Here is a 23,666-nt window from a genome sequence, read left to right as displayed (position 1 = left end):
AGGCCCGACTACCGGGCCTGTTCTTTGTTGGCGGCCGAGAGGCGGCCCAGGGATGAAAATTCACCCCCAAGACGGGAAGTTGAATCGATGCATACCGTAGAAAAAATCGGCGGCACATCCATGAGCCGCTTCGACGAGCTATTGGACAATATCTTTATCGGCGGACGCGAAGGCGACGAGCTCTATCAGCGCGTCTTCGTCGTCTCAGCCTACAGCGGCATGACCAACCTGCTGCTGGAACACAAGAAGACTGGCGAACCCGGCGTCTACCAACGCTTCGCCGACGCTCGCAACGAGGGCGCCTGGCTCGATGCACTGGACATCGTCCGCGAGCGCATGCTCGGCAAGAACGCTGAGCTGTTCGCCAGCGACTTCGAGCTGCGTGCCGCCAACCAGTTCATCAACTCGCGCATTGACGATGCCCGCGAGTGCATGAGCAGCCTGCAGCGCCTCTGTGCCTATGGCCACTTCCAGCTCGACGAGCACCTGATGAAGGTCCGCGAGATGCTCGCCTCCCTCGGCGAGGCGCACTCGGCATTCAACTCGGTGTTGGCGCTCAAGCATCGCGGCGTCAACGCGAAAATGGTCGACCTCACCGGCTGGCATCGCGACGCGCCGCTGCCCTTCGAAGAAATGGTGCGCCATAGCTTCGAAGAGGTCGACCTCTCCCGCGAACTGGTGGTCGCAACCGGCTACACGCACTGCAGCGAAGGCCTGATGAACACCTTCGACCGCGGTTACAGCGAGATCACCTTTGCTCAGATTGCCGCTGCTACCGGTGCCCGTGAAGCGATCATCCACAAGGAATTCCACCTTTCCAGCGCCGACCCGAACCTGGTCGGAGCGGACAAGGTGGTCACCATCGGCCGTACCAATTACGACGTCGCCGACCAGTTGTCGAACCTGGGCATGGAAGCGATCCATCCGCGCGCGGCCAAGACGCTGCGTCGTGCTGGCATCGAGCTGCGCATCAAGAACGCCTTCGAGCCAGACCACGCCGGCACGCTCATCAGCCAGGACTACAAGAGCGAGCGGCCCTGCGTCGAGATTATCGCCGGGCGCAAGGATGTCTTCGGCATCGAAGTGTTCGATCAGGACATGCTCGGCGACATCGGCTACGACATTGAGATCAGCAAGCTGCTCAAGCAGCTGCGCCTCTACGTGGTCAACAAGGACTCCGACGCCAACAGCATCACCTACTACGCGTCGGGCTCGCGCAAGCTGATCAACCGCGCCGCGCGACTGATCGAGGAGAAGTACCCGGCTGCTGAAGTGACCGTGCATAACGTTGCCATCGTCTCGGCGATCGGCTCCGACCTCAAGGTCAAAGGCATCCTCGCCAAGACCGTCGCGGCCCTGGCCGGTGCCGGTATCAGCATACAGGCGGTGCATCAGTCGATCCGACAGGTTGAGATGCAGTGTGTGGTCAACGAGGAAGACTACGACGACGCCGTCGCGGCCCTGCACCGCGCGCTGATCGAGCCGGAAAACCACGGTGATGTGATCGCCGCAGCCTAAGCTACGGCTGCACCTGACCGCCGGCCTTGGCTCTAGCCAGGGTCGGCGGTTTGCTGTCCGCCGTCGCTGGAGGACCCGGCCAGCTTGCGCCGCCGATACCAGGTGGCAAAAAACACCACCGCCAGCAACAGCTCGGCGAGATCGCCGCCGTAATACATCAATTGTGCAGCCGCTTCGATTTCCGCCAGGTCGTGGCCGGCGTCGCGCGGAAAGCCGTAGGCATACATGAGTTTGCCCAGCACGGCATGAGCGGCAATCGCCACGAACAATACGATCAGCCGCAACCACATGCCGGGGCGATGCGGCGCAGGGTCCGGTCCGGCAATCGACCAGCTGAAAAGATAGCCCGCCAGTACGAAGTGCAGATGCAGCCATACATGCAGGACGGGTTCGCTGAAGCTCAGCTGGTATAGCGGCGTGAGATAGAGGATGTACAGCGCGCCGATATTCAACATCAGTGCGGTCACCGGATGGCTCAGGCAGCGCACCGGCACGCTGCCCGCAAACTCGGTAATTCGTCGGGCGGTCACGGCCGGCACACTGCGCAACAGCAGCGTGCCCGGCGAGCCGAGCATCATCGCAATCGGCGCGAACATGCCGAGCAGAAGATGCTGCGCCATGTGCCCGCGCAGGTCTGCATGGCCCCACTCGACCATAAACGGCGAAAACGCGGCCACCAGAAGCCCGCACCCCAGACTGAAACTGACGGTGCGCCAGCAATGCCAGGTTTTTCGACGCCGCCGTTGCGCGCGTACACCGAGAACATACGCAAACCAGAGGGCCAGCGTCAGCAAGACCAGCAGCGAGGTGCCGGCCAGGGTGAGTAGATGGGTATCGTGGGCCACCGGCTACCGACCCCCTTGCAACGAGGCAGGGGATGACCGAGCTGTTCGCCAGATCATGAAGCCTATCGCCAGCAGCAGCGCGCCAAATGCATTCCACGCCAGGTCGTAGAGCAGAAGATTGTCCACGTAGCGCACCTGATGCAGCCGGAGAATCTTGTGATCGACGATCCCATCGAACAGTTGAAAGCCACCTGCGCCAAGAAACAAACCGGCCCAAGCGTGCAAGCGCGACACCGCGCGGCGGCTGCTCAGCTGCACGAACAGGTAAAAGCCGGCGGCCAGCATCAGCAGCTCGGCTGAATGCAACAGACCGTCAGATATCAGCCCGACGGTTTGTGTGGATCGGTCGAAAAAATGGTGCCAGGCGAGTATCTGGTGAAAGACGATCTCGTCGATGGCGGCCATCAAACCAATCCCGAAAAAGCTCGTCGCGATCAGACTACCTCTGGCATCGACGGGGTGTTTGCTCACGATGGGCCTCCGGCTGCTAACGGGTTGGCTTGCATCGGAACTCGGTACGCTCGACTCAAGCCCTGTCTATGAGTGACTGGGGTCAGCCTCAGGAGTTCTCCATCGGCTTGACCTGACGGGGCGAAAAGCGCCGGCCAACTCAGTAGAATCCGCACACTTTCTGCTGGTATACAGAGCCACCGCACCATGACCCACCCTCGCACCGAACTGCTGTCGCCCGCCGGCACCCTGAAATCCATGCGCTACGCCTTTGCCTACGGCGCCGACGCGGTCTACGCCGGGCAGCCGCGCTACAGCCTGCGCGTGCGCAACAATGAATTCGACCACGCCAACCTGCGTCTGGGGATCGACGAGGCGCATGCCCAGGGCAAGCAGTTTTATGTGGTGGTCAACATCGCGCCGCACAACGCCAAGCTGCGCACCTTCATCAAGGATCTCGAGCCGGTGGTCGCCATGGGCCCGGATGCGCTGATCATGTCCGATCCCGGTCTGATCATGCTGGTTCGCCAACACTTCCCCGAGATGACCATTCACCTGTCGGTACAGGCCAACGCGGTGAACTGGGCCAGCGTCGAGTTCTGGCGCCAGCAGGGCCTCACCCGCGCCATCCTCTCGCGCGAGCTGTCGCTGGAAGAGATCGGCGAGATCCGTGAAAAGGTGCCGGGCATGGAGCTGGAGGTCTTCGTTCACGGCGCGCTGTGCATGGCCTATTCCGGACGCTGCCTGCTCTCCGGCTACATCAACAAGCGCGACCCCAACCAGGGTTCCTGCACCAACGCCTGCCGCTGGGAATACAAGGCGCACGAAGGCAAGGAAGACGAGCTGGGCAATATCGTCCAGCAGTATCAGCCGATCCCCGTGCAGCAGCTTGGAGCAGGCGCCATCCAGCCGACCCTGGGTGCCGGCGCGCCGACCGATCAGGTCTTCCTGCTCGAAGACAGCAGCCGTCCTGGCGAAATGATGGAAGCATTCGAGGACGAGCACGGCACCTACATCATGAATTCCAAGGACTTGCGCGCCGTCCAGCATGTCGAGCGGCTGGTACAGATGGGCGTGCATTCGCTGAAGATCGAAGGCCGGACCAAATCCCACTACTACGTGGCGCGCACCGCCCAGGTCTATCGCAAGGCAATCGACGATGCGGTCGCAGGCAGACCTTTCGACAAGTCACTGATGGACACCTTGGAATCGCTCGCGCACCGCGGCTACACCGAAGGCTTTCTGCGTCGTCACGTGCATGACGAATACCAGAACTATGAGCGAGGCTTTTCGCTATCGGAGCGCCAGCAGTTCGTCGGGGAGATGACCGGTGAACGGCGCAACGGGCTCGCCGAAGTGATCGTCAAGAACCGCTTCGCCGTCGGCGATCGCCTGGAGTTGATGACGCCGCAGGGCAACCTGAATTTCCGCCTGGACGGGTTGGAAAACAAACGCGGCGAACGTGTCGATGTGGCACCCGGCGACGGACACGTGCTCTACCTGCCGGTCCCGGAAACAGTGGACCTGCGGTATGCGCTAGTGATGCGGGAGCTGGACGGCGGCACCACCCGCGGCTAGCCGCCAGCACGGCGCTGGCTCAGGACCCGCCCCACCACGTGGCGGGTTTCGCCGCGACAGCCGTAGGGTGGGCTTCAGCCCACCAGCAGCTGGTGTGGCGCAGAGACAAGCGGTGGGCTGAAGCCCACCCTACGGTCCGCAAAAGCCCAGCCCGCACCATCAAACCAAGAGTTTGACGAACTCCTCAGGCGGCACTGGCCGGCTGATCAGGTAACCCTGCATCTCGTCACAGCCGTGAGCCTTGAGGAAGTCCGCCTGTGCCTGGGTTTCGACGCCCTCGGCGACGACCTTCAGCTCCAGGCTATGGACCATGGCGATGATGGCCCGGACGATGGCTGAATCCTCTCCGACCTGATCCAGTTCGGAAATGAACGAGCGATCGATCTTCACGTAGTCCACCGGGAAGCGCTTGAGGTAGCTGAGCGAGGAATAGCCGGTGCCAAAGTCATCGATCGCCAGCTTCACGCCCAGCGCGCGTAACTGGCGGCTGATGTTGATCGCGTTGTCGATGTCATCGAGCAGCTGACTTTCGGTCAGCTCCAGCTCGAGCCGGTCGGCGGGCAACCCGGTCTCTTCCAGTACCTGTCGCACCAGGCTGACGAAGTTGCCCTGGCGCAACTGTTTAACGGACAGGTTCACCGACACCCGAATGGCGGCCAGCCCATCGAGTTGCCACTGACGCGCCTGCCGGCAGGCTTCGCGCAGAACAAACTCACCCAGCGGGATGATCAGCCCGGTTTCTTCTGCCAGGGGAATGAAAAAGCCTGGCGCAATCAGGCCTTTCTGCGGATGCCGCCAGCGCACCAGTGCTTCGGCCGCATCCAGGCTGTCTTCCGCCACGTTCAGTCGCGGTTGATAGAAGACTTCCAGCTGGCCTTCCTCGAGTGCGCGACGCAGTTGGTTCTCAAGCTTGAGATTTTCCAGGCTCGACACCTGCAAGCGCTCGGTGAAGAACTGCAGGGTGTTGCCGCCGAGATGTTTGGCATGTTGCATGGCCATGTTCGCCTGCAACAGCAGCGAGGTCGCCTCGCGCGAGTTGTCTGGCATCAGGCTGACGCCGATGGACGCGGTGATGACCAGTTCCTGGTCGTCGAGCGGAATGGGTTTGCTGATGCGCGACAGCAGGCGGCTGCCGCTGTGCGCCAGGCTGGCAAGGCTGCCGTAACCTTCGAGCACCACCACGAACTCGTCACCGGATAAACGGGCAATGGTGTCGGCGTCCGACAACGTATGGGACAGACGGCGGGAGACCTCGCGCAACAGCTGATCAGCCGCCTCGTGCCCAAGGCTTTCATTAAGCGTCTTGAAACGGTCCAAATCGATATACAAAACCGCCAGCCCGCGATTGCTGCATCGGCTACGCTCGCAGGCGCTGTGCAGACGCTCCTTGAGCAGGCTGCGATTGGCCAGTCCGGTGAGCTCGTCGAAGTGGGTCAGGTAACGCAGACGCTCCTCGACCTGGCGCCTGACGCTGAGATCGGAAACGAACGCGACCACGTTGGTGACGTTGCCGTGCCGGTCGTGCACCACTCGCATCTGCGCCCATTGCGGGTACACCTCGCCATTCTTGCGGGTCTCGATCAGCTCGCCTTGCCAGATACCGTGCTGCGCCAGGTTTTCGCGAATAACCGAATACTGCTGGCGGCTGTCCTCGGAACTCGCCAACAGGGCGACGCTTCGTCCGATCAGTTCCTCTCGGCTGAAACCGGACAGCGTGCAGCAGGCCTGGTTGACTGCCAGCAGGTGAAATTCGGGATCCATGATCGCCATGCCCTCACCTGCCGCTTCGAACACCGTGGCCGCCAACCGCAATTGCTCGGCCTGGCGATGGCTCTCGCTGATGTCTCGCCGGGTACCGATCATGCGCAAGGCCCGGCCATTAGCATCGCGCTCGGTGACACGCCCGCGGTCTTCGATCCAAATCGAACTGCCGTCGTTGAGCATGGCCCGGTATTGCACGGCATAGCTTTCGGTCTTGCCCTTCAGGTGATCAATCATGTCCTGCCGTACACGCGGGCCATCTTCGGGATGCACTTCGGGACGCTGCTGCTCGGCCAGCAGCAGGCGGTCACTCAGGCCGACACCAAAAACCACATCCATTCTCGAGTGATGGACCTCACCGTTGGCCATGTCCCAGTCCCACATGCCCAGCTCACTGGCTTCCAGCGCCAGGCTCAGGCGTGCCTCACTTTCACGCAGCGCAGCGGTGCGCTCAATCACCCGCCGCTCGAGCCCATCGAAAGCCTCTCGCAGCCGGACCTCGGCATGGCGTCGCTGCTCGATCTCCCGGGCCAGCTCGCCGTTTAATTCGAAGGCTTCACCACGCATGCTTTCCAGGCGACGAATCAGCAACTGGTTGTGCAGACGTTGCGCCAGACTGGCTGAAACCACTTTGTTCATCTGCCAAGCAATCATGCTCAGCGTCAGCAGCACGATCGCCGCCAGCACGCCCCAACCCTGCAGGTGGGGCTCGCCGCTGCTTAACAGCACCACCGCAGCGGGAAGCAGCCCTGGGATGGCAAAGGCGCCGAACGCGCGAAGCGATACGCCGCAGGCCACGCAGCCTGCAAAAAACACCGAGGCAAGCGAACCGAGCAGTACCGTTTGTTGCAGGAATGGCCCGTCTAGCGCCAGCTCGATGATCGCGTAGTCCAGCGTCACCGCGCTGGCGATACTGGCCAGCAGGAAAGATCGATACCAGCGGGGGTGCTGCTGCTCCTCGGCGCTGGCCTTGGCGAAGCTGCGCGTCTGCTGCAGCCTCAGCAGGGCGAGTGCAAAGGTCACACCAGACCAGATCGCCAATTGCAGCTTCGGGCCTTCCGTCCAGAGCACGGCAGGGAATACCAGGCTGGTGATGATCATCAGCAGCAGCGCGAGCCGCGAGCCCTCATAGAGCAGCCGCGTGCGCTCGGCCCGCTGATCAAGCTCTGCAAGGTTGAAAGCGGCGTGGTCCTCCATGGCCATTGACGCCGACGGATTGGCTTGTGCGGAATCGGTCATCGGGTTGTTCTTGTAATGGATGTCTGGAGCAGTAGGCGTGCATTCAGCACGCCTCGATAATGGCACGACGCTAGCGTCTGGTCATCGTCTCTCCGACCAAAGACCGTGGATGACGATACGCGGGTATCGATCAGATGGATTTTCGACAGGTCGATGACCACGACCCGCTCCGGCTCTCGGCGCGGTTCCTGTCCTCCCCCAACCAAGCCCTCGCTTGACTGGCGCCCGTCCGTTGCACGAGCGGGTCGGCCGGATTTCCGGCTAGAATGGCGCCCATGCATGACGATCTCTCTCTCCTCCTGAACTCCCTCAACGATGCCCAACGCCAGGCCGTGGCCGCGCCGCTGGGTCGTCAATTGGTCCTCGCTGGTGCCGGCTCGGGCAAGACCCGCGTATTGGTGCACCGCATCGCCTGGCTGCACCAGGTCGAGCGCGCATCATTGCACTCGATTCTTTCAGTGACCTTTACCAACAAGGCCGCGGCGGAGATGCGCCAGCGCATCGAGCAGCTGATGAAGGTCAACCCTCAAGGCATGTGGGTTGGCACTTTCCACGGGTTAGCGCACCGACTGCTGCGCGCTCACTGGCAGGAAGCAAAGCTGGCGCAGAACTTCCAGATTCTCGATTCCGACGATCAGCAGCGCCTGGTCAAGCGGGTCATCCGAGAGCTCGGCCTGGACGAACAGCGCTGGCCGGCGCGCCAGGCCCAGTGGTGGATCAACGGGCAGAAGGACGAAGGTCTGCGGCCCAAGCACATCCAGCCCAGCGGCGATCTGTTCCTCGCGACCATGCTGAGCATTTATCAGGGCTATGAAGAGGCCTGTGCCCGCGCCGGCGTCATCGACTTTTCCGAATTGCTGCTGCGCGCGCTGGACCTCTGGCGTGACAACCCGGGCCTGCTGGATCACTACCAGCGCCGCTTCCGCCACATCCTGGTGGACGAGTTCCAGGACACCAACGCCGTTCAATACGCCTGGTTGCGTTTGCTGGCCAAGGGCGGCGACAGTCTGATGGTGGTGGGCGACGATGACCAGTCGATCTACGGCTGGCGCGGCGCACGGGTGGAAAACCTGCATCAGTTCAGCGAAGACTTCCAGGACGCCGTAACCATCCGCCTGGAACAGAACTACCGCTCCACCGCCTGCATCCTCAAGGCCGCCAACGCGCTGATCGCCAACAACCAGGGCCGTCTGGGCAAGGAACTGTGGACCGAAGGCTGCGAAGGCGAGCCGATCAGCCTGTATGCCGCGTTCAACGAGCACGACGAGGCGCGCTACGTGGTCGAGAGCATCGAGAAAGCGATCCGCGACGGCATGAGCCGCAGCGAGATCGCCATCCTCTATCGCTCCAACGCCCAGTCGCGGGTACTCGAAGAAGCCTTGCTGCGTGAGCGGATCCCCTATCGGATCTACGGCGGTCAGCGCTTCTTCGAGCGCGCCGAGATCAAGAACGCCATGGCCTACCTGCGTCTGATTCAGGCACGGGACAACGATGCGGCGCTGGAGCGGGTAATCAACGTGCCGGCCCGTGGCATCGGCGAGAAGACTGTCGAATGCCTTCGCCAGCTGGCCCGGCAGCAGGAAAGCTCGATGTGGGCCGCGCTGCATCAGGCGGTCGGCACAAAGGTGGTGTCGGGCCGCGCGGCGAGCGCGCTGAACGGCTTCGTCGAGCTGATCGATACCCTCGCGCTGAAGGTCGAGGGCATGCAGCTGCACAACATGGCGCAGCTGGTCATCGAACAGTCCGGCCTGCTGGCGTACCACCGTGACGAGAAAGGTGAGAAAGCCCAGGCGCGGGTGGAAAACCTTGAGGAACTGGTCTCCGCTGCGCGCGCCTTCGACAACTACAGCGAAGACCAGGAAGACGAGCAGACACCGCTCGCCGCCTTCCTTGATCACGCCTCGCTGGAAGCCGGTGAACAGCAGGCCGGCGACCACGAAGATAGCGTGCAGCTGATGACCCTGCACAGCGCCAAGGGCCTGGAGTTTCCGTTGGTGTTCCTGGTCGGCATGGAAGAAGGCCTGTTCCCGCACAAGATGAGCCTGGAAGAACCGGGCCGCCTGGAAGAGGAGCGCCGCCTGGCCTACGTCGGCATCACCCGCGCCATGCAGCAGCTGATCGTCACCTACGCAGAAACCCGTCGGCTCTACGGGAGCGAGACCTACAATAAAATCTCGCGCTTCATCCGCGAATTGCCGCCAGCGTTGATCAGCGAAGTCCGTCTGAGCAATACAGTCAGCCGCAGCTTCAACACACGCGGCATGGGTGGCGGCTCGCTGTTCGACGGCGCCAATGTGCCGGATACCCCGTTCAACCTCGGTCAGCGCGTCCGCCATTCGCTGTTTGGCGAAGGCACCATCCTCAATTTCGAAGGCTCCGGCGCCCAGGCGCGGGTGCAGGTGAATTTCGAAAGTGAAGGAAGCAAGTGGTTGATGCTCAGTTATGCCAAACTGGAACCGCTATGACGTTTACGTCAACCTGTATCCATACTAATAAAATTCGCCAAAGGAACAGCCATTCATGAAACGCCGTCACTTGTTTGGTGCCGCTGCTGCCCTGCTTGCATCGCTCAGCCTTGCAGGCTGCAACGACGAAAAGAAAGTCGAACCCTCCGCCGAGCCGAAGGCCGCCGCCAGCGAAGCACCCGAGACCTACAACTGGAAAATGGTCACCGCCTGGCCGAAGAACTACCCGGGCCTGGGCACTGCCGCCCAGCGCTTGGCCGATAGGGTCGAGGCCATGAGCGATGGTCGCCTGACGATCAAGGTTTATGCCGCAGGTGAGCTGGTTCCCGCCCTCGAAGTGTTTGATGCCGTCTCGCGCGGTACCGCCGAGCTAGGCCATGGCGCGGCCTACTACTGGAAGGGCAAGGTGCCCACCGCGCAATTCTTCACCTCGGTTCCGTTCGGCCTGTCGACCAGTGAAATGAACGCCTGGCTGACCCGCGGCGGCGGTCAGGAGTTCTGGGACGAAGCCTACGCACCCTATGGCGTCAAGCCGATGGTCGTGGGTAACACCGGCATGCAGATGGGCGGTTGGTTCAACAAGGAAATCAACTCGCTGCAGGACCTGCAGGGCCTGAAGATCCGCACCCCAGGCCTGGGCGGCGAAGTGCTGACCCGTCTCGGCGCGACCACCGTCAACATGCCTGGCGGTGAAGTGTTCACCGCGCTACAAACCGGCGCGATCGACGCCACCGACTGGGTCAGCCCGTACAACGACCTCGCCTTTGGTCTGCACAAGGCCGCCAAGTACTACTACTACCCCGGCTGGCAGGAGCCCCAGGCCGTGCTGGAGCTGTTGATCAACCAGAAGGCGCTCGACACCCTGCCGGACGACTTGCGCGCCATCCTCACCGAGGCGGCCGGCGCCGCCAGCCGCGACATGATCGACGATTACGTTTATAACAACGCCATGGCGCTCGAGCAGCTTAAGCAACAAGGTACGCAACTCAAGCGCTTCCCTGACGAGGTGCTGAACGCCATGCGCGAGCAGTCCGACGTCGTCCTTGGCGAACTGGCCGCACAAAGCGAGCTGAATGGCCGCATCTGGGCCTCAATGAAGGCGTTCCAGGCGCAGGTCAAGCCGATGCACGAGATCTCCGAGAAAGAGTTGTACAACTGGCGTTGAGTCAGACGATCCGTTGCGCTTGTCGGTGAGCCGGCAAGCGCAACGAAGCAAAAGCCCGAAACACTCTATGACTGGCGTGCCCGCACCGGGCCATGCACCATCAGCGCCGTATCATCATCCATTCAGGAATACCAAATGCAACGTGTGCTCAGCATTTTCATGGCCCTGTGTATCAGCCTGACCTTCAGCCTCGACGTTCACGCCAAGCGCTTCGGTGGCGGCAAGAGCTTCGGCTCGGCGCCCAGCCATCAGACTCGCCAGGCACCCCAACAAACTCAGGCGGCGCCCAACCAGGCTGGCCGTCAAACTCCCGCAGCTGCCAGTGGCGCGTCGCGTTGGCTCGGCCCGCTGGCCGGTCTCGCCGCAGGTGGCCTGCTGGCTTCGATGTTCATGGGCGATGGCTTCGAAGGCATCCAGTTCATGGACATCCTGATCTTCGGCGGCATTGCCTTCCTGTTGTTCCGATTCCTTGCGGCGCGTCGTCGCCAGCAACAACCGGCCATGGCCGGACACGGAAACGCACCGATGCAGCGCGAAATGCCTGCCCAGCAATCGATTTTCGGCGGCGCTAGCGCTGCACGTCCGGCTGCCGCACCGGTGATCAACGCGCCGGCCTGGTTCAACGAGCAGAACTTCGTGGCGGCCGCTCGCGAACATTTCATCTCCCTGCAACAGCATTGGGATGCCAACGAGATGGACAAGATCAGCGAGTTCGTCACGCCGCAGCTGTTCGAATTCCTCCAGCGCGAACGTGCCGAGATCGGCGACGCCTATCAATCTACCTACGTTGACGACCTGCAGATTCAGCTCGATGGCGTGGATGATCAGGCCGACAAGACCGTCGCCACCCTGACGTTCGTAGGCGTGTCGAAGAACTCACGCTTCGACCAGGGCGAGCCGTTCAGCGAAAGCTGGCGCATGGAGCGTGCACAGGGCGAGAACCAGCCTTGGCTGGTGGCCGGCATCCGCCAGAACGCCTGAGCTGAGGTTTGACGCGACTCCGCTATGCACAGAGTCGTTTGATAAAGAGCCCCGCCGTACTGGCGGGGCTTTTTATTGAGCGCTTGCTTTGCTTCCTGAACGCAACGAGCCAGCAGGGCCCTGCCCGACCGCCGCCCATGGCTGAATAGAGGCTGCCCTATAGCGCCTGTCAGCACGCCGATCCAACACACCTCCACCGGCTCCAACCCTTGCCCATCCTGGCGAGGCCATCTGAACCCTGCCAGCAAATGGACGTCTATGCTGTTCGCATAACAGCAATAGTCGAGAGGTCCTGCGTGTCAGGCAGCATCGAAACAAGGGTTGGCGCCACTGCTGTAGTCAGGGCGGTGTGTTCACCGCACGCCAGTACTGCGTACACCCACGATGAATAGCGTTCGCCTACCTTCCGTCGACAAGCTGCTGCGCGCTCCCGCCTGTGCGCCGCTGAAACAGCGTTACGGCCGCGACGCCCTGCTCGGCACCCTGCGCGATCTGCTCGAAGAATTGCGAGAACCGGCCCGCCACGGTCAGCTGGCGGCGCTGGAGCTGTCCGAAGCAGTGCTTGCAGGCCGCGCGGGCGAACGGCTCGCCAATCAGCACCGCAGCCGAGTACGACGCGTTTTTAACCTGACTGGCACGGTGCTGCACACCAATCTAGGCCGCGCGCTGCTGCCGGATGAAGCCATCGAGGCGATCACTCTGGCGGCGCGCTATCCGCTGAACCTGGAGTTCGACCTGGCGACGGGCAAGCGCGGCGACCGCGACGACCTCATCGAAGACATGATCCGCGAATTGACCGGCGCTGAAGCCGTCACCGTGGTGAACAACAACGCCGCCGCCGTGCTGCTTGCGCTGAACAGCCTTGGCGCGCGCAAGGAAGGCATCATTTCCCGCGGCGAGCTGATCGAGATCGGCGGCGCCTTTCGCATCCCCGACATCATGGCCCGCGCTGGCGTGAAGCTGCACGAGGTGGGCACCACCAACCGCACCCACGCCAGGGATTACGAAGCCGCGATTAACCCCCGCAGTGGGTTGCTGATGCGCGTGCACACCAGCAATTACAGCGTGCAGGGCTTCACCGCCAGCGTCGCTACCGCCGAGCTGGCACAGATTGCCCATGCGCACGGTCTGCCGCTACTAGAAGATCTCGGCAGCGGCAGCCTGGTCGACCTTTCGCGCTGGGGCCTGCCCAAGGAACCCACTGTGCAGGAAGCCCTGCGTGATGGCGCCGACATCGTCACCTTCAGTGGCGACAAGCTGCTCGGGGGGCCGCAGGCAGGGCTGATCGTCGGCAGCCGCGAGCTGATCCAGAAGATCAAGAAAAACCCGCTCAAGCGCGCCCTGCGCGTCGACAAGCTGACCCTTGCCGCACTGGAAGCGGTACTCAACCTCTATCGCGATCCAGATCGCCTCGGTGAACGACTGACCAGCCTGCGCCTGCTCAGCCGTCCGCAGCCGGACATCCGCATCCAGGCCGAACGCCTGGCACCGGCGCTGACCTGCGCCTTGGGCGAGTCATGGCAGGTCGCGGTTGAAGACGCCCTTGGCATGATCGGCAGTGGTGCACAACCCGTGGCGCGCCTGCCGAGCGCAGCCTTGTGCATTCGCCCGCAACAACCCAGGCGTCTGCGTGGGCGCAGCCTGCGCTTGCTGGAAGAGGCGCTGCGTGACCTGCCGATCCCGGTTCTGGGTCGAGTGGCCGAAGACGCGCTCTGGCTCGACCTGCGCCAGTTGGATGACGAGCCGGCATTTCTCGGACAGCTTCCGCAACTCGAGCAGGCGCTGGCATCATGATCATCGGCACCGCGGGACACATCGACCATGGCAAGACGGCTCTGCTCCAGGCGTTGACCGGGCAGGCCGGCGACCGGCGCCAGGAAGAACGTCTGCGCGGCATTACCATCGATCTCGGCTACCTCTATGCCTCGCTGGGCGAACCCGACCTGACCGGTTTCATCGACGTGCCCGGTCATGAACGCTTCGTGCATAACATGCTTGCCGGGGCCTGCGGTATCGACTGCGTGCTGCTGGTCGTCGCCGCAGATGACGGCGTTATGCCGCAGACCCGCGAGCACCTGGCCATCGTCGAGCTGCTGGGCATTCGTCGTGCACTGGTGGCACTGACCAAAATCGACCGGGTCGAGCCATCGCGCATCGCCGAAGTGCAGCTGCAAGTCGAAGCGCTGCTGGAGGCTGGGCCGCTCTGCGGCGCGCCGATCCTTCCGGTGTCCAGCGTGTCCGGCGAAGGCGTCGACGCGCTTCGCACACAGTTGCTCGAGCAGGCCAGCGAAGTGCAGGCGCGCCGGGAAGACGGGCATTTCCGCCTCTCCATCGACCGGGCGTTTAGCGTGACTGGCGCTGGCGTGGTCGTGACCGGCACCGCCTTCGCAGGTCGCGTCAAGGTGGGTGACGAACTGAGTCTGGGGCCATCCGGCCGCGAGGTCCGCGTCCGCGGGCTGCATGCGCAGAATCAGAAGGCCCAGGAGGCTAAGGCTGGCCAGCGCGTCGCCCTCAACCTCAGCGGTGAGCGGCTCTCGGTAGCTGATATCAGGCGCGGCGATTGGCTGGTGACGCCCGAACTGCAGGCCGGCAGCCAGCGTATCGACATCGAATTCACGCTCCTTCCCAGCGAAACCCGTGAGCTGCGCCACTGGACACCGGTACACGTCCACCTGGGCGCCCAAGATGTGACCGGCCGTATCGCCCTGCTAGAAGGCGAATGTCTGGCTCCCGGTGGGCACGTGCATGCCCAGTTGCTGCTCAATGCCCCCGCGCATGCCGTGCATGGCGACCGCGTGGTGCTGCGCGATCAATCCGCCCAGCGCACCCTTGGCGGCGGCCGTGTCCTCGACCCCTTCGCACCGCCGCGCAATCGACACCGTCAGGCGCGCCTTGCGGTGCTGCGCGCGCTGGCCGGCGACACACTGGAAGACATTTTGCCGGGGCTGCTGCCAAGCGCCCTGAACGGTTTGGACCCCGCCTTGCTGGAGCGGCAATTCAATCGTCCTCGGCAGACCTGGCGGCTGCCAGACGAAGCGCTGGAGATTGATACGCGGCAGGGCCCGAGACTGTTCGAACGCGGCACTTGGGACTACCTCGGCCAAAGCCTGGTAGCGGCCCTGCAGCGCTTTCACGAAACCCAACCGGACGAACTTGGGCCGGATCGTGATCGCCTGCGCCGCTACGCCCTACCTCAGCTTGAGCGACCGGTCTACCTGGCACTGCTGGAAAGCCTGCTGGCGGTTGGCACCATCGAAGCCAGCGGCCCGTGGCTGCACCTTCCCGGACACCGGGTTCGCCTGAGCGAGCAAGAAGAAGCCCTGAAGGCCCAACTCTGGCCATTGCTCGAAGCGGCTCGTTTCAACCCGCCCTGGGTTCGCGACCTCGCCAGCGCGCTGAATGTCGAGGAGGACCGCATCCGGCACCTGCTGCGCAAGCTTTCGCGCATCGGCGAGTTGCAGCAGGTCGTCAAAGACCTCTTCTACCCCGATGCAACCATCCGCCAACTGGCCAGCCAGGTACTGGACATGGAGCGCCAGTCCGGCGTGATCCGCGCCGCCGCCTTCCGCGACCAGATCCAACTGGGCCGTAAACGCAGCATCCAACTGCTCGAACATTTCGACCGCATCGGCCTTACCCGTCGGTTCGGCAACGAACGCAAGGTGCGACGCGACAGCGCCTTGGCCTCGGAGCCCGAGGTCAGGTAGGCTGCTTGTTAACCTCCAGTCCAGACCTCATTCGAGGCCTCGCTGGAAGGCAATCGCACCCGGTGGTGCGGCCGGGCTTCAAACCCGGTTGGGGGCGGCAGCCGTTCCTGGGTGGGTTCGACTCCCACTGCCTTCCGCCATCTTCGAAGCAGCCTCGTTAACCGGGCAGCGCGTCAGCGCTTATGACGTCGCAGCCACTCGCGGGCTACCTGCCCCATGGTTTTGGATGTTCCATCCTTTATCCAGCCCATAAAATCACGGTCGAACTTGAAATCGGGCCCGCAAGCCTCGGCCATGAACCTTCGTACGTTCTGCGTGTTTCTATAGCTGGCAGTTACCACTGTTTCGTTCGTTATCTGATCGCTATGCCAGTCGAAATGGGTCATCGCTTTGCCTTTTATTGTTCGCACGCCAAACAGGCCGTAGGTTCCAACAGGAGTACACGAAACAGGTTTATCGCTGTCGCTCTAGCGACAGGTTACCGCCTGCAAAGCCCACTGCATCTAGCGCGAAGGCTTCCGCAAACGGCCGTCACCCCTAACATTGCTCGAATCACTTCCGTCCATCTCCCGATAGCCGAAACCATCGGTCGATGGAGCGCAAGCGGAAAAAAGCTGGGCTAGGCTTCATGCACGCCAAATCTAGGAGAACGAGCATGTTGGCCACATTGCTTCCTACCTTGCGAGAATTGGAGTTGCCGTTGCGTCTGCGGCTTTGGGACGGCAACGAGATCGATCTCGGGCCCGCCCCCAGCGTGACACTGGAGATCAAAGACCCCAACCTGATTCCGCAGCTGGCCCACCCCAGCCTGGCCTTGCTTGGCGGCGCTTACGTCGAGGGCAAGGTCGATCTCCACGGCCCGCTGGAAGAGGTGATCCGGATCGGCGACGAGATCAGCCGGGCACTGGGCGGCTCACATTCCGCGCCGCCGGTGCGTGAAGCCCACGATAAGGCAACCGACGCCGAGGCCATCTCCTACCATTACGACCTTTCGAATGAGTTTTACCAGCTCTGGCTGGACCGCGACATGGTCTATTCCTGCGGCTATTTCGAGACGGGGAATGAAGATCTCGACCAGGCGCAACAGGCCAAGCTGCAGCATCTGTGTCGCAAGCTGCGACTGAAACCCGGCGACCGTCTCCTCGATGTCGGTTGCGGCTGGGGCGGCCTGGCGCGTTTTGCGGCGCGCGAGTATGGCGCACAGGTGCTCGGCATCACACTCAGCCGTGAGCAGCTGAAGTTAGGGCGCGAGCGGGTCGCCGCTGAGGGACTTGAATATCAGGTGCAGCTGGAGCTGATGGACTACCGCGATCTGGCCACCGAGGGCCAGTTCGACAAGGTAGTCAGTGTCGGCATGTTCGAGCATGTCGGTCACGAGAACATGCCGCTGTACTGCACGCAGTTATCAGAGGTGGTTAGGCCGGGTGGGCTGGTGCTCAACCATGGCATCACCTCGCGTCATATCGACGGCCGGCCCGTGGCCCATGGTGCTGGCGAGTTCATCGACCGCTACGTCTTTCCCCATGGCGAGCTGCCGCATCTGGTGAAGATCGGCGCCTGCATCAGCGAGTCAGGACTGGAAATCGTCGATGTGGAAAGCCTGCGCCTGCATTACGCGCGCACGCTGCACTTCTGGAGCGAGCGGCTGGAGGCGCGGCTGGACGAGGCGCAGCGGATGGTCCCCGAGCGAGCGCTGCGTATCTGGCGGGTTTATCTTGCGGGCTGTGCCTACGGCTTCCGGCGCAACTGGATCAACCTGCATCAGATCCTGGCCAGCAAGCCGCTGCCCGATGGCTCTCACGAGCTGCCCTGGTCACGGGCTGATATCTACCGATAGTAAATCCGCTTGATCGCATCCTTGAACCCCGGCCGATCAACGATGGCAGCCAGTCAGGGCGGCGATCTGCGGCCCCGAGGCAGATCCGGGACTGCCATTCGCCGCGGGTCGCGCCTCCCTCAGGTTCTGCAATAAGAGCTGAAGTGGGAGGCCCGCCCTCGGGGCGAAGCGTTTGCTTTTATCGGCGACCTGGCGCCCTCAGCGCAGCAATAACAACGGCGTGGTGGCGGAGCGGATCATGCTGGTGGTGGTGCTGCCGACGAGGAACTGGCGAATGCGCGAATGCCCGTAGGCGCCCATCACCAGCAGGCCGATGTTGTGCTCGGCCTGATAGGCATGCAGCGTAGGTTCGACTTCGCCGGCACGGATAGCGATGTGCACCTCGAACCCGGCCGCCACCAGCGCATCGCGCGCAGATTCCAGCAGGGTGCGGCTGTCGCCGGTATCCTCGCCGACCATCACCAGATGGATCGGTATGCCTTTGAACAGCGGGCTGGAGGCCAGCATTTCCACGCCCTTGCGGGTGGTAGCGCTGCCATCGAAGGCGAGCATGACGCTGGTGGGCACAGAGAAGCTCGCCGGGGTGACCAGGATCGGCCGGTGCAGGGTGCGGATCACGCTCTCCAGCTGGCTGCCGATGAGTTGCAGGTCGGTGCCGCTGTCCTCCCCCTGCTTGCCGATCACCAATAGACGGATATCGGATTCCAGATCACGCAGGCTTTCCACCAGATCGCCGTGACGCTGACGCACTTCCGGCTGCGCGACGCCCGCGCCGACGACGCGATGTTTGGCCGCGTCGAGCATCATCCGGCCTTCTTCGAGCGCCAGTTTGCTGCGCTTTTCATCCAGCGCGGCGAGTTCTTCGAGCAGGTATTCGCGGCTGCCGAGGCCGATGATGCCGCTGAGGTTGCCGGTCGCCGGGTACTGCTGCTGATCGAGCACGTGCAGCAGGGTCAGCGGTGCATCCAACTGGCGGCTGGCCCAGGCGGCGCAATCGCAGACGGCTGAGGCCTGAGGGGAGCCGTCGATGCAAGCCATTACGTTGTTCATTGTTGTTCTCCTGGTCAGTGGCTCATCAGCTTGTCGATGGCTTCAGGTTTATCGTGGACACCGAAGCGGTCGACGATGGTCGCGCTGGCTTCGTTCAATCCCAGCACCTCGACCTCGGTGCCTTCCCGGCGGAGTTTGACGACGACCTTGTCGAGCGCCGCAACGGCGGTGATGTCCCAGAAATGGGCATGGGTCAGGTCGATGATGATGCGGGAAAGCGCTTCCTTGAAGTCGAAAGCGGCGGTGAATTTGTCCGAGGAGCTGAAGAACACCTGGCCCGTGACCCGGTAGGTGCGCTGGTTGCCTTCGGCATCCAGTTCCGAGCCGATGTGCAGGTAATGCCCGACCTTGTTGGCGAAGAACAGCGCCGCCAGCAGCACGCCAGCCAGCACGCCGTACGCCAGGTTATGGGTAAAGACCACCACCACGACGGTCACCACCATGACGATATTGGTGGAGAGCGGGTAGCGCTTGAGGTTGCGCAGCGAGTCCCAGCTAAAGGTGCCGATGGAGACCATGATCATCACGGCAACCAGCGCCGCCATGGGGATCTGACCGACCCAGTCACTGAGGAACACCACCATCAGCAGCAGCACGACGCCGGCGATCAGGGTCGACAGTCGGGTGCGGCCGCCGGATTTCACGTTGATCACTGACTGGCCGATCATCGCGCAGCCAGCCATGCCACCAAACAGTCCGGAGACGATATTGGCGACGCCCTGGCCTTTGCATTCGCGGTTCTTGTCGCTGCCGGTATCGGTCAGGTCATCGACGATAGTCGCCGTCATCAGCGATTCCAGCAGGCCAACCACGGCCAGCGCGGCGGAGTACGGAAAGATGATCGCGAGGGTTTCGAAGGTCAGCGGCACTTCGGGCCAGAGGAAGATCGGCAGGGTGTCCGGCAGGTCGCCCATGTCGGCCACGGTGCGGATATCCAGGCCCATGTACATGGCGACGGCGGTCAGCGCGAGGATGCACACCAGCGGTGACGGAATGATCCGCCCGATCTTCGGCACATAGGGGAACAGGTAGATGATGCCCAGCCCGGCGGCGGTCATGGCGTAGACGTGCCAGGTGACGTTCGTCAGCTCCGGCAGCTGCGCCATGAAAATCAGAATCGCCAGCGCGTTGACGAAGCCGGTGACCACCGAACGCGAGACGAAGCGCATCAGCGAGCCGAGGCGCAGGTAACCGGCGCCGATTTGCAGCACGCCGCACAACAATGTGGCCGCCAGCAGGTACTGCAGGCCATGCTCGCGCACCAGCGTCACCATCAGCAGCGCCATGGCGCCGGTGGCCGCGGAAATCATCCCCGGTCGGCCGCCGACGAAGGCAATCACCACAGCGATGCAGAAAGAGGCATAAAGGCCGACGCGTGGGTCGACCCCGGCGATGATCGAGAAGGCGATCGCTTCTGGAATGAGCGCCAGGGCGACGACGAGACCGGCGAGCACGTCGCCACGAATGTTGCAGAACCAGTTTTGTTTCAGTGAATGAAGCATGGTGATTTCCGGAGCAAAGGCATCGCAGGCAGGCCGGAGGCGGCACGCGGTTGATACAAGGCTAGTTTCTGATTTCGATTAACGTGCGATTCGCGCACATGCGACGTGCGTGCAGCCGTGTGCGCCTGCATCCGATTACAAGCGATCGCGGCAAGGCGGGGGCATTGCGCTAAGGCGGACTGGGCAACCAAATCATGTGACAGGTCTTACTCGGTGGCGGGCTTCGACAGCTCGAAGCCGCTGAAAACAGGCCGCGGATGATAGCGCAGCAAGCCGTCTGGCGCGACCCACAGCGGCCGTCAGAGCCTCCGCCGTCGCGCCCGACGCGCCCTACGGATCTGGTCGAGTGCCTCCAAATCCGGCATGACCGGCCTACCGCCAGAAGTCATCGAGGTTGCCGAAGCCCCACTGCGCAGGATCTTCCCGGCCCACGATGCGGTCGTTCGCACCCGGCCGAGACAGGTCCAGGTCCAGCTGCTGGATTGGCGTCTTGGCCTTTGCCGAGAAGAACACCCGTACCAGCGGTTCGGTGAGTTTTTCCGGGTGCTGGTCAATCACCACGCCGAGCCGGCCGGATTCCAACCGCACCAAGGAGCCGAGCGGATAGATGCCCACCGAGCGCACAAAGGCGTGAAACACCTGGGTATCGAAGTGGCCAGTCCATTGCGCCATGCGGGCCAGCGACTCCGCCGGGTTCCATGCCTTTTTATAAGGACGGTTGGAGGTGATGGCGTCATATACATCGCAGACCGCACCCATCCGCGCGAACAGGCTGATGGCCTCGCCTTGCACGCGATGCGGATAGCCGCTGCCGTCGTATTTCTCATGATGGTGCAAGCAGACATCCAGTGCGGATGCGGGAATTGACCCTGCTGCCAGCAGCAGCGCATGCCCCCGCTCGGGATGGCTGCGCATCACGGCGAATTCGGCATCGGTCAGGCTGCCGGGTTTGTTCAGTACCTCCACTGGCATGGCCATCTTGCCCACGTCGTGTAACAACCCCGCCAGCCCCGCCTCACGCACGACGTCTTCGCTCAGGCCGAGCGAGCTGGCGGGCCAGCGAAACCATCAGGGCGCAAACGGCCACCGAGTGCATGTAGGTGTATTCGTCCTTGTGCTTGAGCCGCGCCAGGCCGATCAGCGCCGAGCTGTTGCGCGCCAACGAGTCGCTGATCTCCGCCACCAACGGCAGGCAGCTTTCGACGCTGATCGCATTGCCCAGCCGTGCCTCGTTGAACAGTTCGGTGATCGCCTTCTTCGAGCGGTTGAGCACGCGGGCAGCGCGCTGCAGTTCATCACGCGCACTGCAGCGCGCCACGACCGGAGCGGTAGGCGCTTCAGGCGGAGGAGTCGAGGCCGGCGTCGTGGACAGCACCACCGCCGGATCGACGACATCGACGCCCTTGCTAGGGTCGATCCAAACGGCCGTCAGCCCGCTCTGGTGCAGACGCTGCACATCTTCAGGATCGTCGAGGATGAACTTATTTTTCCAGAACGGATGCGAAAGCCAGCTGCCTTCGAATGCGTGGAGATACATGCCTAAACGCACCGCATCGGCAGGAATCTTCTTCAGCATGGGCACCTCGAGGCAATACGAAACAAGGAGCTGGCCACCTTGCCGAGGTGGCCACTACTGACAGTAGCGTCCTTGCTGATCGAGCAACTCGATAAAGTCGCGCGTTGGCATCATAGTGCCTCTATCAGGATAACTGTACAACATGAAATATATGTACAGGCTTTTCATCACAGGACATGCGCTGCATTACCATGCGGCATCACTGCCCGAGCCGACCATGCCAGCCCAGACCAGCCGCTACCGCGTCGCCCTGATCACCTCGCTTATTCTGGCCGGGCTACTGCTGAGCATGTATTGGGCCGGGCGCATCGCCGAGCAACGTGCCTGGACCGAGCGCAGCCAGGAAGCTGCAGGCCAGCTCGAGTTATATGCCCAAGCGATCCACACCCAGGTGCAACGCTTCCGCTCGGTGCCCGCGCTGCTGGCGCTCGACAGTGACATTCAGGCGCTGCTGAACAACCCCAGCGACCAGGCCTTGCGTGAGCAGCTCAATCATCGGCTGGAGGAGCAGAATCAGGCCGCGGGCTCCTCGGTGCTGTACCTGCTCGACCGCCATGGCGAAACCCTGGCGGCCAGCAACTGGCGCGACTGGAGCAGCTTCGTCGGTAACAACTACGCCTTTCGGCCCTATTTCATCGATGCGGTGGCCAACGACTCGGGCCGCTACTTCGCCGTCGGCGTGACCACCGGCATCCCCGGCTATTTCCTCTCCAGTTCGGTCAAGAATGCCAACGGCGAGGTGATCGGCGTCCTGGTGGTCAAGCTCGAACTTGAAGACATGCAGCGAGAATGGGTCGGGCAGTCCGGCATCCTGCTGATCTCCGACTCGCTGGACATCGTCATCCTGACCAACCGTCCGGCCTGGCGCTTCCGTTACCTGCGCCCGCTCAGCGACGCCGTGCGCGACCGCCTCGTCGCGGTCCGCCGCTACGCCGAACAGAACCTGCAGCCGCTGGCCAGCCAAAGCCTGCAGCGTATCGCCGATAACAGCGAGCGACGCCTGGTCGACGGCCCCGATGGCCGCCGCGACTACCTCTGGCAACGCCTGGCTCTACCGGAAGAAGACTGGACCCTGCACCTATTGCAGGAGCCGCAACTGGTGGCCGCCAACGTCCGCAGCTATCGCCTGGCCGCGGCGGGCGTCTGGATGACGCTGGCGTTCCTGCTCTTGTACCTGGCCCAGCGGCGCAAGACCCTGCGTGTGGAGCGACGCAGCCGCAACGAGCTGGAGCGCCTGGTAGAGGAACGTACCCGCGAGCTGAACACGGCACAGGATGAACTGGTGCATGCCGCGCGCATGGCCGCGCTGGGGCAGATGTCAGCCGCCCTCGCCCACGAAATCAACCAGCCACTGACCGCCCTGCGCATGCAGCTCGCCAGCCAGCGGTTGCTGCTGGACAGCGGCCGCACCGACGCCGTGCGCGAAGGCATCGGCCAGGTCGAAGGCCTGCTCGAACGCATGGCCGCGCTGACCAGTCACCTGAAGACCTTCGCGCGCAAGAGCCCCGCCGGGCTGCGCCAACGATTGAGCCTGGCCGAGGTACTGGACCAGGCGCTGCAATTGCTCGGCCCGCGCATTCGCAGCGAACGCGTCGAGGTGATCTGTCAGGTGCCGTCTGAGGCCTGGGTCAATGGCGATGCGATTCGCCTGGAGCAGGTGCTGATCAACCTGCTGACCAACGCGCTGGATGCCATGTGCAATGCCGAGACCAAAACGCTGCGCATCATCTGCCAGCCGCAGGGCGACGGCTGGACGCTGAGTGTTGCCGACAGCGGTGGTGGCATCGCTGATGCGCATCTGGATCAGGTCTTCGAGCCGTTCTTCACCACCAAACCGGTCGGCCACGGGCTCGGCCTCGGCCTTGCCGTCTCCTACGGCATCGTACGCGACCTTGGCGGCAGCCTCAGCGTGCACAACGATGCGCAGGGCGCCGTATTCGAGCTGCATCTGCCGGCGGCCGAATCGCATGGCGACGAGTAGACTGGCCACTC

General features: G+C 62.9%; 15 protein-coding genes, 1 tRNA gene and 1 pseudogene. 10 read left to right on the top strand and 7 right to left on the bottom strand.

The genetic code is table 11. The annotated features are described in order from the left end of the window. Positions 1-87 precede the first annotated feature (87 nt). Positions 88-1,518, top strand: coding sequence for an aspartate kinase (locus ACQKEK_RS21175; protein WP_128119636.1), 1,431 nt, complete (start codon positions 88-90; stop codon positions 1,516-1,518). Positions 1,519-1,550: 32 nt separating this feature from the next. On the opposite strand, the gene ACQKEK_RS21170 is transcribed toward ACQKEK_RS21175, so the two are convergent. Continuing rightward, positions 1,551-2,312, bottom strand: coding sequence for a cytochrome c oxidase assembly protein (locus ACQKEK_RS21170; protein ID WP_499144244.1), 762 nt, complete (start codon positions 2,310-2,312; stop codon positions 1,551-1,553). Positions 2,313-2,366: 54 nt separating this feature from the next. Then, positions 2,367-2,834 (bottom strand): DUF2243 domain-containing protein, encoded by a 468-nt coding sequence (locus ACQKEK_RS21165; protein WP_463308616.1) that lies wholly within the window; start codon positions 2,832-2,834, stop codon positions 2,367-2,369. Positions 2,835-3,020: 186 nt separating this feature from the next. Between ACQKEK_RS21165 and trhP the strand changes: the two genes are divergently transcribed. Continuing rightward, entirely contained in the window at positions 3,021-4,391 is a 1,371-nt protein-coding gene (gene trhP / locus ACQKEK_RS21160) for a prephenate-dependent tRNA uridine(34) hydroxylase TrhP (RefSeq protein ID WP_499144245.1), read from the top strand. Between the two features lie 159 nt (positions 4,392-4,550). Here trhP and ACQKEK_RS21155 read toward each other — a convergent pair whose 3' ends face one another. Next, positions 4,551-7,391 carry a putative bifunctional diguanylate cyclase/phosphodiesterase gene (locus ACQKEK_RS21155; protein ID WP_499144246.1) on the bottom strand — a complete coding sequence of 947 codons (2,841 nt, stop codon included), beginning with the start codon at positions 7,389-7,391 and terminating at the stop codon, positions 4,551-4,553. Positions 7,392-7,666: 275 nt separating this feature from the next. On the opposite strand from ACQKEK_RS21155, the gene uvrD reads away from it, so the two are divergent. The 6 genes from uvrD (at position 7,667) to ACQKEK_RS21125 (ending at position 15,849) form a co-directional block, all read left to right on the top strand. Continuing rightward, on the top strand, positions 7,667-9,856 hold the full coding sequence (gene uvrD, locus ACQKEK_RS21150) for a DNA helicase II (protein ID WP_128119641.1): 2,190 nt from the start codon (positions 7,667-7,669) through the stop codon (positions 9,854-9,856). 55 nt (positions 9,857-9,911) lie between these two features. Beyond that, complete coding sequence (locus ACQKEK_RS21145; RefSeq protein WP_499144247.1) at positions 9,912-11,021, top strand: TRAP transporter substrate-binding protein; 1,110 nt, start codon at positions 9,912-9,914, stop codon at positions 11,019-11,021. A 135-nt stretch (positions 11,022-11,156) separates the two neighbouring features. Continuing rightward, positions 11,157-12,002: a Tim44 domain-containing protein gene (locus tag ACQKEK_RS21140; protein ID WP_064481234.1), complete on the top strand. Its 846-nt coding sequence runs from the start codon at positions 11,157-11,159 to the stop codon at positions 12,000-12,002. 384 nt (positions 12,003-12,386) lie between these two features. Then, positions 12,387-13,796 (top strand): L-seryl-tRNA(Sec) selenium transferase, encoded by a 1,410-nt coding sequence (gene selA / locus ACQKEK_RS21135; protein ID WP_499144248.1) that lies wholly within the window; start codon positions 12,387-12,389, stop codon positions 13,794-13,796. Further along, positions 13,793-15,709, top strand: a complete 1,917-nt coding sequence (gene selB / locus ACQKEK_RS21130) for a selenocysteine-specific translation elongation factor (protein WP_499144249.1) — start codon at positions 13,793-13,795, stop codon at positions 15,707-15,709. The genes selA and selB overlap by 4 nt, the downstream gene beginning before the upstream one ends. Before the next feature lie 44 nt (positions 15,710-15,753). Beyond that, positions 15,754-15,849, top strand: a tRNA-Sec gene (locus tag ACQKEK_RS21125). 33 nt (positions 15,850-15,882) lie between these two features. Here ACQKEK_RS21125 and ACQKEK_RS21120 read toward each other — a convergent pair. Further along, a complete protein-coding gene (locus tag ACQKEK_RS21120; RefSeq protein WP_128119659.1) occupies positions 15,883-16,095 on the bottom strand; it encodes a DUF6434 domain-containing protein in 213 nt (70 codons plus the stop codon). A 269-nt stretch (positions 16,096-16,364) separates the two neighbouring features. Here ACQKEK_RS21120 and cfaB point away from each other — a divergent pair, with 269 nt between their 5' ends. Next, entirely contained in the window at positions 16,365-17,546 is a 1,182-nt protein-coding gene (gene cfaB, locus ACQKEK_RS21115; RefSeq protein ID WP_499144250.1) for a C17 cyclopropane fatty acid synthase CfaB, read from the top strand. Between the two features lie 198 nt (positions 17,547-17,744). On the opposite strand, the gene ACQKEK_RS21110 is transcribed toward cfaB, so the two are convergent. The 3 genes and pseudogenes from ACQKEK_RS21110 to ACQKEK_RS21100 all read right to left on the bottom strand — a co-directional run bounded on the left by ACQKEK_RS21110 (position 17,745) and on the right by ACQKEK_RS21100 (position 21,674). Continuing rightward, positions 17,745-18,596, bottom strand: coding sequence for a universal stress protein (locus tag ACQKEK_RS21110; RefSeq protein WP_128119661.1), 852 nt, complete (start codon positions 18,594-18,596; stop codon positions 17,745-17,747). 14 nt (positions 18,597-18,610) lie between these two features. Beyond that, positions 18,611-20,098: a SulP family inorganic anion transporter gene (locus ACQKEK_RS21105; protein WP_499144251.1), complete on the bottom strand. Its 1,488-nt coding sequence runs from the start codon at positions 20,096-20,098 to the stop codon at positions 18,611-18,613. Positions 20,099-20,470: 372 nt separating this feature from the next. Further along, a pseudogene (locus tag ACQKEK_RS21100) lies at positions 20,471-21,674 on the bottom strand (HD-GYP domain-containing protein). A 217-nt stretch (positions 21,675-21,891) separates the two neighbouring features. On the opposite strand from ACQKEK_RS21100, the gene ACQKEK_RS21095 reads away from it, so the two are divergent. After that, positions 21,892-23,655 (top strand): sensor histidine kinase, encoded by a 1,764-nt coding sequence (locus tag ACQKEK_RS21095; protein ID WP_499144272.1) that lies wholly within the window; start codon positions 21,892-21,894, stop codon positions 23,653-23,655. Positions 23,656-23,666: the final 11 nt, after the last annotated feature.

This window comes from Pseudomonas sp. NPDC077408 (assembly GCF_050269105.1).
Lineage (GTDB): Bacteria > Pseudomonadota > Gammaproteobacteria > Pseudomonadales > Pseudomonadaceae > Stutzerimonas.
The sequence above is the reverse complement of the archived record's forward strand: the minus strand, read 5'-3'. Positions and strand labels throughout refer to the sequence as shown.